Here is a 15,094-nt window from a genome sequence, read left to right as displayed (position 1 = left end):
TAGATTGCGCCTCCCGAAACTGCGGACATGGATTCGAACATGGCAGCCAAGAAGCCGGTGCCGGCGCGCAAGGTACTGATCGTCGACGTCGGAACCTCGTCGGTGAAGGCGGCCCTGTTCGACGAGGCCGGCCGCACGCTGCGCTCCGCCGATGCGCCGATCACCACCCAGGCGCCGCATCCGGGCTGGGCCGAACAGGACCCGGCGCTCTGGTGGAAGGCGACGATCGACGCGGTCAAGGCGCTCGCCATCGACGCGCAGCCGATCGCCATCACGCTGACCGGCTCGATGCAGAACGTGATCCTGCTCGGCCGCGACGGCTCCAGCGTGCGCCCTGCCTTGCTCTATAGCGATGCGCGGGTAACAGCAGCGGAGATCGCGGCCTTGAAGGCGCAGCTGCCGGGCGATTTCGAGACCCGCATCGGCAACCGGGCCGAGCCGGCGCTCTGCCTGTTCCGGCTCGACTGGCTGCTGAACCACGAGATCGACGCCATGGGCAAGGTCGAGCGCGTGCTGTTCGGCGCCAAGGACGCGATGATCCATCGCATGACCGGCCGCGCCGTCGTCGATCCGACCTGCGCCACCACCACCGGCCTGCTGAACCTCGCCGCGCGCCATTGGGATGCGGCGATCCTGGGCGCCATCGGCCTGTCGCCGGCGATCCTGCCGGATATCCTCGATGCCGACGCGCTGGCCGGTCCGCTGCTGGCCGAGCCGGCGAGCGCGCTCGGCCTGAAGCCGGGCATCCCCGTCTATGTCGGCGCAGGCGATGGCGGCGCCACGGCCTGGGGCACGGCGAGCGAGCAGCACGACCGGCCGCACGCCTATCTCGGCACCACCGGCTGGATCGCGGCGACCATGCCCTATTCCGTCGCCAAGCCGCCGCGCGACGCCTACACGCTGGCGGCCCCCGTCGGCACCGACGTGATCGTCATCTCGCCCTTCCTGGCGGCGGGATTGGCGATCGACTGGTATGCGGCGATCGCCAACAAGCCGGTCGGCGAGCTCTATGCCGCCGCCGAGACGCAGGACGCCAATCCGCCCGGCGCGCTGTTCCTGCCCTATCTGATCGGCGAACGGGCGCCCTTCTCCGACCGCGCCGTGCGCGGCGCGTTCTTCGGCCTCGACCGCGAACATGCGCCGGAAGCGCTGGCCTATGCCGTGCTGGAAGGGCTTGCCCACGCCATCCGCGACAATCTCGACGCGCTGCCGATCCGCCCCGCGACCATCGCGCTCGCCGGCGGCGTCGCCGGCAGCCTGACGGTGGCGCAGCTGATCGCCGACGTGACGGGCGCCAAGGTGACGGTGCCGGCCGCGAGCCGCATCGTCACGGCCTATGGCGCCTTCCGCATCATCGCGCCGATCATCGGCCTGGCGGCCAAGGCAGCGCCGGCGGGCGAGGAAAAGAAGACCGCCGGACGCGCCAGGAAGACCGAAAAGGTCGCCGGCATCCGCGACGAGACCGTCGTCAAGCCGCGCAAGGAGCGGGCCAAGCGGGCGGCCCGGCGCTTCGCCGCCTATCGCATGGCGGCAAGCCATGCCCGGGCGCTGGCCGCCGCGCTCGATCCGGCGCTCTGATCCGCTTGCGCCGACGCTAGCGGAAGCGATATCACTCTCCCCGCACCCAAGGGGAGAGTGATAAAATGCGGGCTGGAATTCTTGGCTTGGCCTTTGCCGGCCTGATGGCTTCGACGGTCGGATCGTTCGCCGCCGATGTGGCGGTGTTGACGCCGTATCAGAGCTCGGTCGCCACCAACCAGATGATCAACGTGTTCCAGGACAAGGCCAAGACCGCCGGCTGGAACGCGACCGTCGTCGACACGCGCGGCGACATGGGCCAGCTCGCCAGCCGCATCGAGGACGTCGTCGCCGCCAAGGTCGCGGCGATCGTGCTCGTCAGCGTCGACCCGACCCAGATCCAGGACCAGGTCAGCGCCGCCGCCGCCGCCGGCATTCCGGTGATCACCATCGACGGCGCCAAGGCGCCGGGCGTCGTGCTCAACGTCACCTCGGACAATTTCGAACTCGGCACCAAGCTGTCCGACTTCCTGTTCGGCAAGCTCGGCGGCAAGGGCAACATCGTCAAGTTCTTCTATTCGGCCCATCCGGGCGTGCACCAGCGCGAGCTGGCGCTGGACGCGGCGCTGAAGAAATATCCCGATATCAAGGTGATCGCCGACCATTACGTCGTCGTGCCGGGCCCGATCGATGATGCCCGCAAGACCACGGAAAACTGGCTGAAGAGCCAGGGCGACCAGATCGACGCGGTGTGGGCCGCCTGGGACGAGCCGGCGATCGGCGCGCAGCTGGCGATCGAGGCCGACAAGCCGGATTCGAAGATCATCATCGCCGGCATCGACGGCAACCCGCAGGCGGTCGAGCTGATCAAGTCGTGCAGCCACATCAAGGGCACCGTCAGCCAGGACTTTGACGCCATGGCCGGCCTCGCCGCCGAAGGCCTGACGCAGATCCTCGCCGGCAAGACGCCGGAAACGGCCGAGATTTACGCCCCGGCCAAGCTGATCACCCCGGAAACGCTGGGCGTCACCTGCCCGTGACATCGGATTCCTTTCTCGCGCTGGGCGGCCTCGTCAAGCATTTCGGCGCGACGAAAGCTCTCGACCATGCCGATCTCGCGCTCCGCGCGGGGTCGGTGCATGCGCTTGTCGGCGAAAACGGCGCCGGCAAGTCGACGCTGATCAAGACTCTGTCCGGCCTCTACCAGCCGGACGCCGGCACGATCCGCCTCGACGGGACAGACGTGACCATCGACGGTCCGCGCGCGGCGGAAGCGCTCGGCTTCCGCTTCATCCACCAGGAACTGAACCTGGTTCCGCATTTCGACGCCGTCGGCAATGCCTGGATCGGCCGCCGCCACCCCCGGCGCGGGCCTTTCATCGACCGCCGCGCCATGCGGGCCAAGGTCGCCGAAGTCGCGGCGCGCATCGCCCCCGACCTGCCGCTCGACAAGCCCGCCGCGCGGTTGACGCCCGGCCAGCGCCAGATGGCGGAAATCGTTCGCGCGCTTATGGAGCCAGCCCGCCTCGTCGTCATGGACGAGCCGACCTCCAGCCTTTCCGAGGGCGAGGCCGAGCGGCTGCACGCGATCGTGCGCCAGCTTTCCGCCGAGGGCTGCGCGGTGCTGTTCATCTCGCACCGGCTCGACGAGGTGCTCGACCTTTGCGACAGCTACACCGTGCTGCGCAACGGCCGCACGGTCGGCTCTGGCTCCGTCGCCGACACCAGCCGCGCGGGACTGGTCGCGATGATGTCGGGGACGGCGGGTGACGCCCCTTCACCTTTCCCATGGGGAGAGGTCGGCCCGCAGGGCCGGGTGAGGGGTTCAGCCCTCTCCGGAAACGCTGCAACCCCTCACCCGCCGGCTTCGCCGTCGACCTCTCCCTCTGGGAGAGGTGAGAAAGACATGCTCGCCACCGACCTCGCCTTCGGGCCCGGCGACAGCCGCTTCACCTTTGCGGCGCGGCCGGGCGAGATCGTCGGGCTCTACGGCCTTGTCGGCTCCGGGCGCTCCTCGCTGCTGAAGACCATCTGGGGCGCCACGCCCGGGCGCGGGCTGATCGCCATCAACGGACAGGTGCCGGGACATGGACCGGCCGGCCGCATCGCCGCGGGCTGCGCCTATGTGCCGGAAGACCGGCGCCGCGAGGGCCTCGCCAATGCGCTCTCGATCGAGAGCAATCTTTCGCTCGCCCACCTCTCCGATTTTCGTGCCTTCGACCGCCTCGCCGTCCCGGCGCGCGTAAAAATCCGCAACTTCGCCAGGGCCACCGGCGCGCGGCTGCGCCTCGTGGCCGGCGGCCTCGACCACTCCCCCGCCACGCTCTCCGGCGGCAACCAGCAGAAGCTGCTGTTCGGCCGCTGGCTCGGCCGCCCGATCCGCGTCCTGCTCGTCGACGAGCCGACGCGCGGCGTCGATGTCGGCGCCAAGGCCGAGATCCATGGCGAGATGCGCAGGATCGCCGCCGATGGCGCCGCCATAGTGATGGCGACCAGCGACATCGAGGAACTGCTCGCCCTTTCGACCCGCGTGCTCGTGCTCCATGCCGGACGGCTGGTGGCGGAGCTCGACGGTCCCTCGCTCACCCGCGCGGCGGTCGTCGCCGCCGCCTTCGGCCATGCTCCCGACGAGCAGATGCCGCCCTCGGAACGCTCCGCATGATCCTTCTTCGCCGTTACGGCACGCTTCTGGCGCTGGCGCTGATCGTCCTCGTCTTCACCATCGCCTCGCCCAACGCCTTCGGCTCGATGTCGAACCTCGTCAACATCACCCAGCAGATGGCGCTGCTCGCCATCGTCGCCATCGGCGCGACGCTGGTCATGGTGCTGGGCGAATTCGACCTCTCCGTCTCGGCCGTCGTCTCCTGGGCGGGCATCGCCGCCGCCGCGCTGTTCGCGGCCGGCATCGCGGTCCCGGTGGTGATGATCGTCGTACTGGTCTCGGCCGTGGCGATGGGGTCGGTCTCCGGCTTCCTCGTCGCGCGCTACAAGGTGCCGAGCTTCATCGCCACGCTCGCCTTCGGCACGGTCATCGGCGGCCTGACCTTCTGGGTCTCCAACGGCGCGACGATGTTTTCCGGCATTCCGGCCGGCTTTCGCGATCTCGGCCGCGGCACGCTCGCCGGCGTGCCGGTGCCGACGCTCTGGCTGATCGGCGTGGCGGTTGTCTTCTGGCTGCTGCTCGACCAGACCGAGTTCGGCCGCCGCCTCTATGCAATCGGCGGAAACCGCGAGGCAGCGCGCCTGGTCGGCCTGCCGGTGCGGCGCGACATGATCGTCGCCTTCGCGCTCTGCGCGGCGCTGGCGGGCCTCGCCGGCCTGCTGCTGACGGCACGCCTCGGGAGCGCGCATCCGACCGGCGGCGGCGGTTATTTGCTGCAGGCCTATGCGGCGGTCTTCCTGGGCATGACGGCGTTTCGCGAAGGCGAGCCGAGCATTCCGGGCACGCTGGTCGGCGCGGCGATCATCGCCGTCGTCTCCAACGGCCTCACCATCCTCGGCGTGCCGAGCTTCCTGCAGGACCTCCTGACCGGGGCGATCATCCTCGCCGCCGTCCTCGTCCGCAACTTTGGTCGCGACAGCGATTGAGAATGGCTTCTGCCGCCTTATCTTCATCGAACCTTTCCAAAAATCGAGAGCTGCGATGAGACAAGACGTCGAGATCCAGACGGCCGATGGCGTCGCCAAGGCCGGGCTTTTCGCGCCGACCGGGCCGAACGCCAGCAAGGCGGGCGTCATCCTCTATTGCGACGCCTTCGGGCCGCGGCCGGCGCTATACGGCATGGCCGAGCGGCTGGCCGATGCCGGCTATTTCGTGCTGGTGCCGGACCTCTTCTATCGCGCTGCGCCCTATGGCCCGTTCGATACCAACGCCTTCAACAACGAGGCGACGCGAGGGGTACTACGGGCGCTGCTGCAGGCGACGACGCAGGCCATGACCGCCGCCGACACCGGCGCCTTCCTCGACGCCCTGGAAAAGGCCGGCGCGACGGGTCGGATCGGAACGGTGGGCTATTGCTTCGGCGGCGGCCGGGCGTTGACGGCGGCGGCGACCTATCCGGACGGGATCGCCGCGGCGGCAAGCTTCCATGGCGGCAATCTCGCCAGCGACGCCCCCGACAGCCCGCATCGGAAGGCCGCCGACATCCGGGGCCGCGTCTATGTCGGCATGGCCGGCACCGACAGCAGCTTTCCGCCGGCACAATCGGCCAAGCTCGCCGAGGCGCTGCGCGAGGCCGACGTCGACTACGTGCTCGAGAACTATGTCGGCATGCCGCATGGCTGGACGGTCAGCGACCACAGCGTCTATGACGCGAAGGGCGCCGAACGCCACTGGAAGCGGCTGCTGGCGTTTTTTGAGGAGACGCTGAGGTAAGGCGGCTCACGCTCGGCTCTACGTCATCCTCGCGAAAGCGAGGATCCATGCAGTCGGTGCCTTGGCCGGAACAACCTCCCGACACCACGGCTGAATGGATCCCGGGCCTTCGCCCGGGATGACGGCGAGGGTGGGGGGGCGGCGGAGGCAGGGTGGCGCTGCGGCTGGGCAGTCTCGGCAACGCTGGCCGGTCAGACCCCCACCCCAGCCCTCTCCCGCGCGCGGGAGAGGGGGCGCAACGCACCCCGTTGTTCCGTATCGACCACGCCGACAGAGAGCCTGGGCGGATGGCGAAGGCGCCCAACCAGCCTGGCTCGTTGTCGCCGTCCGCACCGGCCAAAAAAGCCCTCGCCCGCTTGCGGGAGAGGGTTGGGTGAGGGTCTTGCTTTGCCTCCCAATCGCGTGAGGGGTTTGCTCACCCCCCCCACCCGATCAGCGAACCGTGCCGGCCTTGGCGTCGATGGCGGCAAAATCCTTGGCGATAGCGTGCGTCGTGTCCGGCGGGATGACGACTTCGCCGCGATCGAGGCCGATCGTCTTCATGCCGGCGTCGCGGGCGGCGTCGAGTTCCTTCGTATTGTCCGACAGAAACAGGATTTCCGAAGGCTGAAGGCCGATCTCGGCAGGGATCGCCTGGTAGGATTCGGCTTCCAGCTTCGAGCCGATGGCGGTGTCGAAATAGCCGGAGAACAGCGGCGTCAGGTCGCCGGAATGGGTGAAGCCGAAGATCAGCTTCTGCGCCAGCACCGAGCCGGACGAATAGACATAGAGCGAAAGCCCGCTTTCCTTCCATTCCGTCAGCTTCTCGACCACATCGGGATAGACATCGCCCTTCAGCGTGCCGGAGCGGTAGCCATCTTCCCAGATCATGCCCTGCAGCGTCTTCAGCGGCTTCGCCTTGCGGTCCTCGTCGATCCAGCCCTGCAAAAGCTCGATGGTCGCGGCGGTGTCGAGGTCCGGCCGTCCGGCCAGCGCACGCGCCTCGGCCAGCGCCTCCGCGACGGCCGGGTCGGCGGCGTGCTCGGTGACGAAGCCCTGCAGGCGGCTGCGCGCGAACGGGAACAGCACGTCCTTGACGAAGGAGATCGACGAGGTCGTTCCCTCGATATCGGTCAGGACGGCGCGGATTTGCGGGGTCGACATCACTGGAATCCTGATGGTTGACTGGTACTTCCGCCTCTACTCGATTACGTGAGAGCGGTCATCCTATTTTCGGTCGAGGAATTTTTGATGAAAGTCGACGGCGTAGCCTATCGTTCGATCTGGCGCGATCCCTCGGAGACGACGGTCACGGTCGTCGACCAGACGCTGCTGCCGCATCGCTTCGATACGCTGAAGCTGATGAACGTCGCCGACGCCATCGACGCGATCAAGCGCATGGTCGTGCGCGGCGCGCCGCTGATCGGTGTCACCGGCGCCTATGGCTATGCCATGGCGCTGCGCGACGACCCGTCCGACGCCAATGTCGACGCCGCCTTCGACGCGATCAACGCGGCGCGGCCGACCGCCGTCAATCTGCGCTGGGCACTGGAGATCATGCGCCAAGAGGTCCGCGATCTCGCCCCGGACGACCGCGCGGTCGCCGCCTATGTCACGGCCGACCGGCTGCGCGCCGAGGACATCGAGACCAATGGCGCGATCGCCGAACAGGGCGCGAGGCTGGTGCGCGAGATCTACGAGGCCAATGGCCGCTCGCGCCCGGTCAACATCCTGACCCATTGCAACACCGGCTGGATCGCCTGCGTCGACTGGGGCACGGCGCTCGGCGTCGTCTACCGCGCCCATGACGACGGCATCCCCGTCCATGTCTGGGTCGACGAGACCCGGCCGCGCAACCAGGGCGCCAGCCTGACGACCTGGGAACTCGGCTCGCATGGCGTGCCGCACACGCTGATCGTCGACAATGCCGGCGGCCATCTGATGCAGCATGGCCAGGTCGACATCTGCCTGGTTGGCGCCGACCGCGTCACCGCCTCGGGCGACGCCTGCAACAAGATCGGCACCTATCTGAAGGCGCTCGCCGCCAAGGACAACCATGTCCCGTTCTATGTCGTCCTGCCCGGCTCGACCATCGACTGGGGCATGCAGGACGGCGTCACCGAGATCGAGATCGAGGAGCGCGCCTCCGACGAGGTGACGCATATTTCCGGCGTCGCCGGCGATGGCTCGATCGTCAAGGTGCGGCTGGCGCCGAAGGGCACGAAGGTCGGCAACCCGGCCTTCGACGTGACCCCGGCGCGCCTGGTGACCGGCCTCGTCACCGAGCGCGGCGTCGCCCCGGCGAGCCGCGAGGGCCTGCGGGCGCTCTATCCCGAAAAGGGCTGAGCCAGCGTCGGCCGGCCCCAAACGAAAACGGCGACGGGATGACCCGTCGCCGCTGAACGTCTTCGCAGCTTGGCCGAACCTACGGCAGCGCGGCGACGATGATGATCTCGACCAGATGGGCCGGCGTGGCGAGCTTCGATTCGCCCGTGGCGCGTGCCGGCGGGTTGGCCTTGTCGACCCAGGCGTCCCAGACGGTGTTCATCGTGCCGAAATTGGCCATGTCGGCCAGCCAGATCTGGGCCGAGAGGATGCGCGACTTGTCGGTGCCGGCCTCGGCCAGCAGACGGTCGATGGTGTCGAGCACGGTCTGCGTCTGGGCTGCGACGTCGTCGCCCGGATTGCCGACCTGGCCAGCGAGATACACGGTGTTGCCGTGGACGACGCCTGCGCTCATGCGGGGGCCCGGCTCGATGCGACGAATGCTGCTCATGGGATTTTCCTTTTGCGAATTGGCCGATCCCGTCTAGCGGCATAGCGCCATGGCTTCAAGCCCGGCGCGCGAACTCACCCGTCAGAGCATCTCGCGAAAGCCGGCCTCAGGGTCGAAGAGACCGTGCAGCCGGTGCGCCGCGGCCTGGGCGAAGCGGAGCGTCATCGCCTTGCGCCGGGCGGCGACCAGCGGCGCATGCGGCGCCTCGCGCAGGATTTCGGCGCCATAGGCATCGGCCAGGATCAGGCCAGCCTGTTCCGGGAAGATCTCCTGCGGCACGCCGGCATGGCTGGCGAAATAGAGCCGGTCGCAATAGGGGGCGTAATCCGGCCATTTGCCGTCGGCGCGGAAATCGGCGATCGACGACTTGATCTCGACGATGGTGATCTCGCCGGACGGGCCGAGCGCGATGATGTCGGCGCGCCGACCCGTCGCCAGCACCAGTTCGGTGACGATGGCATGGCCGCGCGCCCGGAACAGCCGGCCGACGCCGCGCTGCAGGGCCAGCGCCATATCCGACTGGCGGCCGTCACGCGGCACCGCGAGGACAGGAGAATGAACCATGAACAGAGTTTGCCACGCGGCGACGGGGAATTAAAGGGCGGCGACTGGGACGTTCGGTCGCCTGCGCTTCATCCTGTCAGGGAACATCTCTTCGCGGACACCGGGCAATGCCGACCTCCGCAACGCTCCGTCGTCATCCCGGCGGAGGCCGGGATCCAGACACACCGGCCTCGTGAATAGAGCTACCCATGTCCGGCCGGAGTTTATGGGCCCCGGCCTTCGCCGGGGCGACGGTCCGTTTCCGCCCGCTGCAGTTTGCGCGAACTTCGTCGAGGTCGCTCCGACCTCTCCCTCAGGGAGAGGTGACGGGGCGCGCGGACGTCCGCACCCGGAGAGCGAGAGTCGATGCCGGCGAAGGCCCTGCGTGCTTCGAGACGGCCCTTCGGGCCTCCTCAGCATGTTGAGAGAGATGGCAGCGAGGCAGGATTGACCCGCTATCGCCAGCGATTGTGCAGCCAGAGCCATTGCTCGGGGTGTTCGCGGACCCAGCCCTCGACCACCGACATCACCTTGGCGGTGCCGGCGTCGACGTCGATCAGGCCCTCTTCGTCGCGCGGCATCTCGACCGGCGGCGTCAGCTCGACGCGAAAGCGGCCGTCGGGCAGGCGGATGGTGCGGGCGCCATGCACGGGGCAGTCATATTGCCGGGCGAGGCGGGCCACGAGCGGGTTGGCGTAGATCGGCCGGCCGAAGAACGGTACCTGCGGGCCGCGCCGGTGATGCTGGTCGGTGAGGATGCCCAGATGCTCGCCGCGATCCAGCGCCGCGCCGACCTCGAAGGTGGCGCCGCGATTGGAGGCCACCAGCTTGCCCATCATCTGCTCGCGCTGCTGCAGCAGGTCCTCGCCGATGATGTTGTTGGAGGGCGCGCGGAACAGCGACACGACCGGCAGGCCGAACCGCGCCGCGACCACGGCGAGGATTTCCCAATTGGCGAGATGGGCCGAGAAGATGATGCCCGGCTTGCCGTCGTCGCGCATCGCCAGGAACTGGTCGACGCCGACCACGTCGATGCGGCCTTCGCCCAGGCGCTCGGGATCGATATCGACCAGCTTGTCGAGGAAGACATACTCCGCGACCGTGCAGCCGAGATTGCTCCACACGCCCTGCAGGATCTTTTCCCGCTCGGCCTCGGATTTCTCCGGGAAGGCGGCGGCAAGATTGCGCCGCGCCAGCTTGGACTCGGGCACGAAGCGGCCGATGAAGCGGGCGACCGAGCCCGCCACGCGGCCGGCGCGCTGTTCGCCCAGGCTGCGCACGCCGACGGTCAGCCCGCGCACGACGAAGGCGATCGTCGCATGCGCCGCCCTGCTGCGCGTGATGCGCCGCATCAGCTTGACCGGCTTCTTCTTTTTGCTGGGCAGCGCCATGGGGATCAGAGCGTGACGATGATCTTGCCGAAGACCTGGCGCTGCTCGATCCGGTCCAGCGCATCGCCCATGTCGTCAAGCGGCACGACGCTGTCGATGACCGGCTTGACGACGCCGGCGGCGATCTTGGCCAGCGACTGCGAGATGTTCTCGATGCGGCAGCCGAACGAGCCGATCAGGCGCAGCTGCTGCTGGTAGAGCTGGAACAGGTTGATCTCGGTCGAGATGCCGGTGGTCGAACCGCAGGTGACCAGCGTGCCGCCCCGGCGCAGCGAGAACATGCTGCCCGCCCAGGTATCGACGCCGACATGCTCGAACACGACGTCGACGCCACGCTTCTTGGTGATCTTGCGGACGACGCCCTCGAAGCGGTCTTCGCGGTAGTTGATGACGTGATCGGCGCCGAGCGCCTTGGCCTTCTCGCCCTTTTCGTCGCTGCCGACGGTGGTGATGACCGTGGCGCCCACTGCCTTGGCAAGCTGGATCGCCGCCGTGCCGATGCCGCTGCCGCCAGCCTGGACGAGGATGGTCTGGCCGGCCTCGAGCTTGGCGTTGTCGAACAGCATGTGCTGCACGGTGCCGAAGGTCACGGGCGTGCAGGCGATGTCGCGCAGGGCCACGCCGTGCGGCGCGACGACGACGTGGCGCGCCTTCAGCGTCACATATTCGCAGCAGAGGCCGTCAATGTGGAAGCCGCGCACGCCGGCGACGTTCTCGCAGAGATTGTCGCGGCCGGCATGGCAGGCCGGGCAGGTACCGCAGGTTTCGGCGCCGTAGATGGCGACGCGGTCGCCGACCTTGATGCCCTCGACGTCCTCGCCGATCGACTCGATGGTGCCGGCGGCTTCCGCGCCGACGGTCAGCGGCAGCTTGCGCTTGGCGAAGGCCATGCCGCGCCAGCCCCAGACGTCGATGTGGTTGAGCGCCACGGCGCCCATTGCCACGCGGACCTCGCCCGGACCGGGCGCGGGGGCCATCGGGGCATCAACGATCGAAAGCTTGCGGTCGGCGAGCAGCTGCAGGGCGCGCATGAGTTATCCGTCTGTCGTTCTGAACAGGGCCTGCTTTACCGCCTCGGCGCGCAACATGCCAGAGGCACGCGCCGGACCCAGCGTCGCGGTCAGGCGGGGCTGGCCGCGATCACCAGGCAGGCGTTCTGCCCGCCGAAGCCGAACGAGTTCGACAGCACCATCGAGACCGGGGCCTCGCGGGCGACGTTCGGCACCACGTCGAGCGACACCGAGGGGTCGGCCACGTCGTGGTTGATGGTCGGCGGAATGACGCCGCTGCGGATCGTCTGGATCGAGAAAACCGCCTCGATCGCGCCGGCCGCCGTCAGCGTATGGCCGATCATCGACTTGTTGGAGCTGATCGGGATCGACTTGACGTGCTCGCCGAACACCGCCTCGAGCGACAAGGCTTCCATCTTGTCGTTTTCGGGCGTGCTGGTGCCGTGCGCATTGATGTAGTTGATCTCGTCCAGCCCGATGCCGGCATCGCCCAGCGCCTGGCGCATGGCGCCGATGACAGGCGAGCCGTCCGGCTTGGAGCGGGTGCGGTGGAAATCGTCGGCCTGCTCGCCGACGCCGCGGATGACGGCGAGGATCTCGGCGCCACGCGCCACCGCCGCGTCGTAATCTTCCAGCACCAGCGCGCCGGCGCCCTCGGCCATAACGAAGCCGTCGCGGTTCTTCGAGAACGGCCGCGAGGCGGTCGCCGGGTCTTCATTGTTGGTGGAAAGGGCGGAAAGCAGCGAGAAGCGGATCAGCGATTCCGCCTGCACCGAGCCGTCCGTGCCGATGCAGAGCGCCGCATCCGTATCGCCGCGGCGGATCGCCTCGACGCCGAGCTGGATCGCGGTCGCGCCCGAAGCGCAGGCCGTCGACAGCGAAATGGGGGCGCCGCGCGTGCCAAACCGGTCGGCCGTCTTCTCGGCGACGCAGGCATAGAGCGCGTACTCATAGGCTTCGGGGCTGTTGAGCGACATCGCGCTGTCGATCATGCGGTCATAGGGATCGACCGTCGTGGTGTCGCCACCCTCGAACAGCTCCCGCTTCACCGACCAGTCGAGCTCGACCGGCGGCACCGCCATGAACAGCATGCCCGGGAAATCGCCCGGCGTGCCGATCCTGGCGCGGGCAATGGCTTCCTCGGCGGCGAGTTCGGCCAGCTTTTCCGTCAGCACGGCCGAACGCGGCGCCTCGTCGAACAGGAAGTCGACGGTGCCGGCGATCGTCGTGCGCAGGTGATCGACGGGGAAGCGGGTGATGCGGTGGATGCCCGACTTGCCGGACGTCAGCGCCGACCAGTTGTCGTCGATGCCCTGGCCGAGCGAGGTGACCACGCCCATGCCGGTGACGGCGACGACCGGACGACCGAGATGATCCCGCGTCTTGCCTTTGCCCATGATCGTGACCTTTCTCAGTCGATCGCTTCGAGGAGCGCCATGCCCTCGCCGCGCCAGAAGCCCCAGCTCGTCGCCAGGATCTGGGTGGGGACGTCGGTCGCTTCAAGTTCCAATCCGGTGGGATCGGCCGGCCGATAGAAACCCTTGCGCGACAGCGCCAGCGCGGCGAGCGCGACCTGGGCCGGGAAAGCGGCCTCCAGGCTGTTGCCAAGCAGGCTCTGCGTGGCGCGAATCGGACCGACCGTGCCCTCGGCGACCAGCGCCTCGAGCAGGGCCCGTTCCTCGAGCGTGGGGGCGGCGACGCCGCTCGCGCCCGACAGCAGGCCGACCGGCTTGTCGCCCAGTTCCGCACGCAGCGCCTCGATCTGGCCCCGGGCCACGGCCGTTGCCTGGCCGGGCTCGCGGCGGCTGCGGCCGGACAGCACGGGACCCAGCCGGGCATAGCCGGACTTGCCGCGCGCTTGGGCGCTTTCGCGCGATTCGAGCACCAGGAAGACGCCCAGCGAGCCGGTGACCATGCCGCCGCCGGCATTGGCCCGCTCCCAGACGGAATTGACCGCGCCCTGCCACAGCGTGTTGCCCAGCGCGAGGCTGAGCAGCATGTCCTTGCGCTCGGCATTATAGGCGGCGCCGACCAGGAACTGTTCGCCCTGGCCGCCGGCACGAATGCGGCGCGCCGCGATCTCGACGGCGCTGATGCCGGCCAGTTCCTCGCCCATGAAGGTGCGGGACGACCCGGTCACCTTGTGGACGATCGAGATGTTGCCGGCCAGAAGATTGGAAAGCTGCGCCAGGAACAGCGTCGGGCGGAGATCGTTGGCGAGGCGCTCGTTCAGGAAGGCGTCGGGATTTTCCGCGCTGCCGAGACCGGCCAGGATCTGACCGTCGACCACGACGTCGCGCTCGCCGCCGCCAGCCGCGACGATCATGTCCATATGGGCGAGCCGCTCGAGGTCGCCGGCGAGGCCGGCATCGGCGAGCGCCAGGCCGGCGGCATAGGTGCCGAGGCGCTGCCACGGCTCCATCTGGCGCTGGTCGGCCTTGCGCGGAATCTGCTTGTCGAGCTGCAGCGGCACCATGGCGTGTACGGGGAACGGCGCGAAATGCTCGGTGTCGACGCTGCCGGCATGCGGCTCGTCGACCGCAAGCGCCTGCCAGTGGGCATCGAGGCCCTCGCCCAGCGAGGAGATCAGGCCGATGCCGGTGACCCATACGTCGCGGGCGCTGTTGCCGCCGGAAGTGTCGCTCATACCATATCTCCGACCGGCGTCAGGCCGATCTGCCGCACCCGCTCGCGCATGTTCTCGACCAGTTCCGGGGCCGGGAAATCCATGACGCGCAGCGTCAGTTCCGCATCGCAGACCGGGCCATCCGACTCGATCTTCGCCTCGGTCACGGCAAAGCCGGAACCGTCATGCGTCAGCGTCGCATAGACGTCGAGCTCGGCGCCGGGCTCGATGAACTTGCGGAACTTGGCCTTCTTGCTGCCGGCGAAGAACGGCATGCGCGAGAGGCCGTTCAGGCCGAGGATCAGGAAGCCGGAAGCCTGCGCCATGGTCTCGATCAGCAGCACGCCCGGCAGGATCGGATAGCCGGGAAAGTGACCTTCGAACACCGGGCTCGTCTCGGGGACGAAAGCCTTGGCATGAATACGACCGGCCGCAGCGTCGAAATCGACGATGCGATCAATCATCTGAAAATATTCGAGACGCATGATGGCTTCGACGCCGATCCTGTCAGGCGTTCTTCTTGGCGACCAGGTCGTCGATATGCGCGCAGAGATTCTTCAGGAGGAAGTAATCCTCGACCGAAGCCTTGCCGGCATTGACTTCCTGGGTCCACTGCTCGAGCGGGATCTTGATCCCGAACTTCTTGTCGAGGGCGAACACGATGTCGAGGAAATCGAGGCTGTCGATGCCCAGATCGTCGATGGCGTGGGATTCAGGGGTGATCTTCTCGCGCGGAATTTCGCTGGTCTGGGCGATCACATCGGCGACGACGTCGAACGTGGAAGACATGACGGTCACGTAATCCTATCTAGAATGGCTCTCGCATATCGGAGCAAGCCTGCACATTTGCAACGACGTCGAAGCGTTTGCGGCAGA

The 15,094-nt window shown here is 68.1% G+C and carries 15 protein-coding genes; 6 read left to right on the top strand and 9 right to left on the bottom strand.

Annotated features, from left to right (window positions below; all coding sequences use genetic code 11):
* The first annotated feature begins 39 nt into the window (after positions 1-39).
* The 5 genes from ABIE08_RS18070 to ABIE08_RS18050 all read left to right on the top strand — a co-directional run bounded on the left by ABIE08_RS18070 (position 40) and on the right by ABIE08_RS18050 (position 5,893).
* Positions 40-1,578, top strand: a complete 1,539-nt coding sequence (locus tag ABIE08_RS18070) for a xylulokinase (RefSeq protein ID WP_354553220.1) — start codon at positions 40-42, stop codon at positions 1,576-1,578.
* Positions 1,579-1,643: 65 nt separating this feature from the next.
* The gene (locus ABIE08_RS18065; RefSeq protein ID WP_354553218.1) at positions 1,644-2,558 is read left to right on the top strand and encodes a sugar ABC transporter substrate-binding protein; all 915 of its coding nucleotides are present in this window, start codon (positions 1,644-1,646) and stop codon (positions 2,556-2,558) included.
* Entirely contained in the window at positions 2,555-4,180 is a 1,626-nt protein-coding gene (locus ABIE08_RS18060; RefSeq protein ID WP_354553216.1) for a sugar ABC transporter ATP-binding protein, read from the top strand. Before ABIE08_RS18065 ends, ABIE08_RS18060 begins: the two co-directional genes overlap by 4 nt.
* Positions 4,177-5,106, top strand: a complete 930-nt coding sequence (locus tag ABIE08_RS18055; RefSeq protein ID WP_354553214.1) for an ABC transporter permease — start codon at positions 4,177-4,179, stop codon at positions 5,104-5,106. The genes ABIE08_RS18060 and ABIE08_RS18055 overlap by 4 nt, the downstream gene beginning before the upstream one ends.
* 55 nt (positions 5,107-5,161) lie before the next feature.
* Positions 5,162-5,893 carry a dienelactone hydrolase family protein gene (locus ABIE08_RS18050; protein ID WP_354553212.1) on the top strand — a complete coding sequence of 244 codons (732 nt, stop codon included), beginning with the start codon at positions 5,162-5,164 and terminating at the stop codon, positions 5,891-5,893.
* Between the two features lie 432 nt (positions 5,894-6,325).
* On the opposite strand, the gene mtnC is transcribed toward ABIE08_RS18050, so the two are convergent.
* Positions 6,326-7,036 carry an acireductone synthase gene (mtnC, locus tag ABIE08_RS18045; protein ID WP_354553211.1) on the bottom strand — a complete coding sequence of 237 codons (711 nt, stop codon included), beginning with the start codon at positions 7,034-7,036 and terminating at the stop codon, positions 6,326-6,328.
* Between the two features lie 87 nt (positions 7,037-7,123).
* On the opposite strand from mtnC, the gene mtnA reads away from it, so the two are divergent.
* Positions 7,124-8,218 (top strand): S-methyl-5-thioribose-1-phosphate isomerase, encoded by a 1,095-nt coding sequence (mtnA, locus tag ABIE08_RS18040; protein ID WP_354553209.1) that lies wholly within the window; start codon positions 7,124-7,126, stop codon positions 8,216-8,218.
* Positions 8,219-8,297: 79 nt separating this feature from the next.
* On the opposite strand, the gene ABIE08_RS18035 is transcribed toward mtnA, so the two are convergent.
* From ABIE08_RS18035 to ABIE08_RS18000, 8 genes are all read right to left on the bottom strand, one after another.
* Positions 8,298-8,648, bottom strand: a complete 351-nt coding sequence (locus ABIE08_RS18035) for a RidA family protein (RefSeq protein WP_266334473.1) — start codon at positions 8,646-8,648, stop codon at positions 8,298-8,300.
* Positions 8,649-8,729: 81 nt separating this feature from the next.
* A complete protein-coding gene (locus ABIE08_RS18030; protein ID WP_354553207.1) occupies positions 8,730-9,212 on the bottom strand; it encodes an MmcB family DNA repair protein in 483 nt (160 codons plus the stop codon).
* 434 nt (positions 9,213-9,646) lie between these two features.
* Positions 9,647-10,582: a lipid A biosynthesis lauroyl acyltransferase gene (locus tag ABIE08_RS18025; protein ID WP_354553206.1), complete on the bottom strand. Its 936-nt coding sequence runs from the start codon at positions 10,580-10,582 to the stop codon at positions 9,647-9,649.
* A gap of 5 nt (positions 10,583-10,587) precedes the next feature.
* Positions 10,588-11,613, bottom strand: a complete 1,026-nt coding sequence (locus tag ABIE08_RS18020) for a zinc-binding dehydrogenase (RefSeq protein ID WP_354553204.1) — start codon at positions 11,611-11,613, stop codon at positions 10,588-10,590.
* Between the two features lie 89 nt (positions 11,614-11,702).
* On the bottom strand, positions 11,703-12,989 hold the full coding sequence (locus ABIE08_RS18015; protein WP_354553202.1) for a beta-ketoacyl-ACP synthase: 1,287 nt from the start codon (positions 12,987-12,989) through the stop codon (positions 11,703-11,705).
* Between the two features lie 14 nt (positions 12,990-13,003).
* Entirely contained in the window at positions 13,004-14,239 is a 1,236-nt protein-coding gene (locus ABIE08_RS18010; protein WP_354553200.1) for a beta-ketoacyl-ACP synthase, read from the bottom strand.
* Positions 14,236-14,703 carry a 3-hydroxyacyl-ACP dehydratase FabZ family protein gene (locus ABIE08_RS18005; RefSeq protein WP_266334484.1) on the bottom strand — a complete coding sequence of 156 codons (468 nt, stop codon included), beginning with the start codon at positions 14,701-14,703 and terminating at the stop codon, positions 14,236-14,238. Before ABIE08_RS18005 ends, ABIE08_RS18010 begins: the two co-directional genes overlap by 4 nt.
* 22 nt (positions 14,704-14,725) lie before the next feature.
* Complete coding sequence (locus ABIE08_RS18000; RefSeq protein WP_354553198.1) at positions 14,726-15,007, bottom strand: acyl carrier protein; 282 nt, start codon at positions 15,005-15,007, stop codon at positions 14,726-14,728.
* Positions 15,008-15,094: the final 87 nt, after the last annotated feature.

This window comes from Kaistia defluvii, from assembly GCF_040548815.1.
Taxonomy (GTDB): domain Bacteria; phylum Pseudomonadota; class Alphaproteobacteria; order Rhizobiales; family Kaistiaceae; genus Kaistia; species Kaistia defluvii_A.
This window is presented reverse-complemented; position numbering and strand designations above follow the sequence as displayed.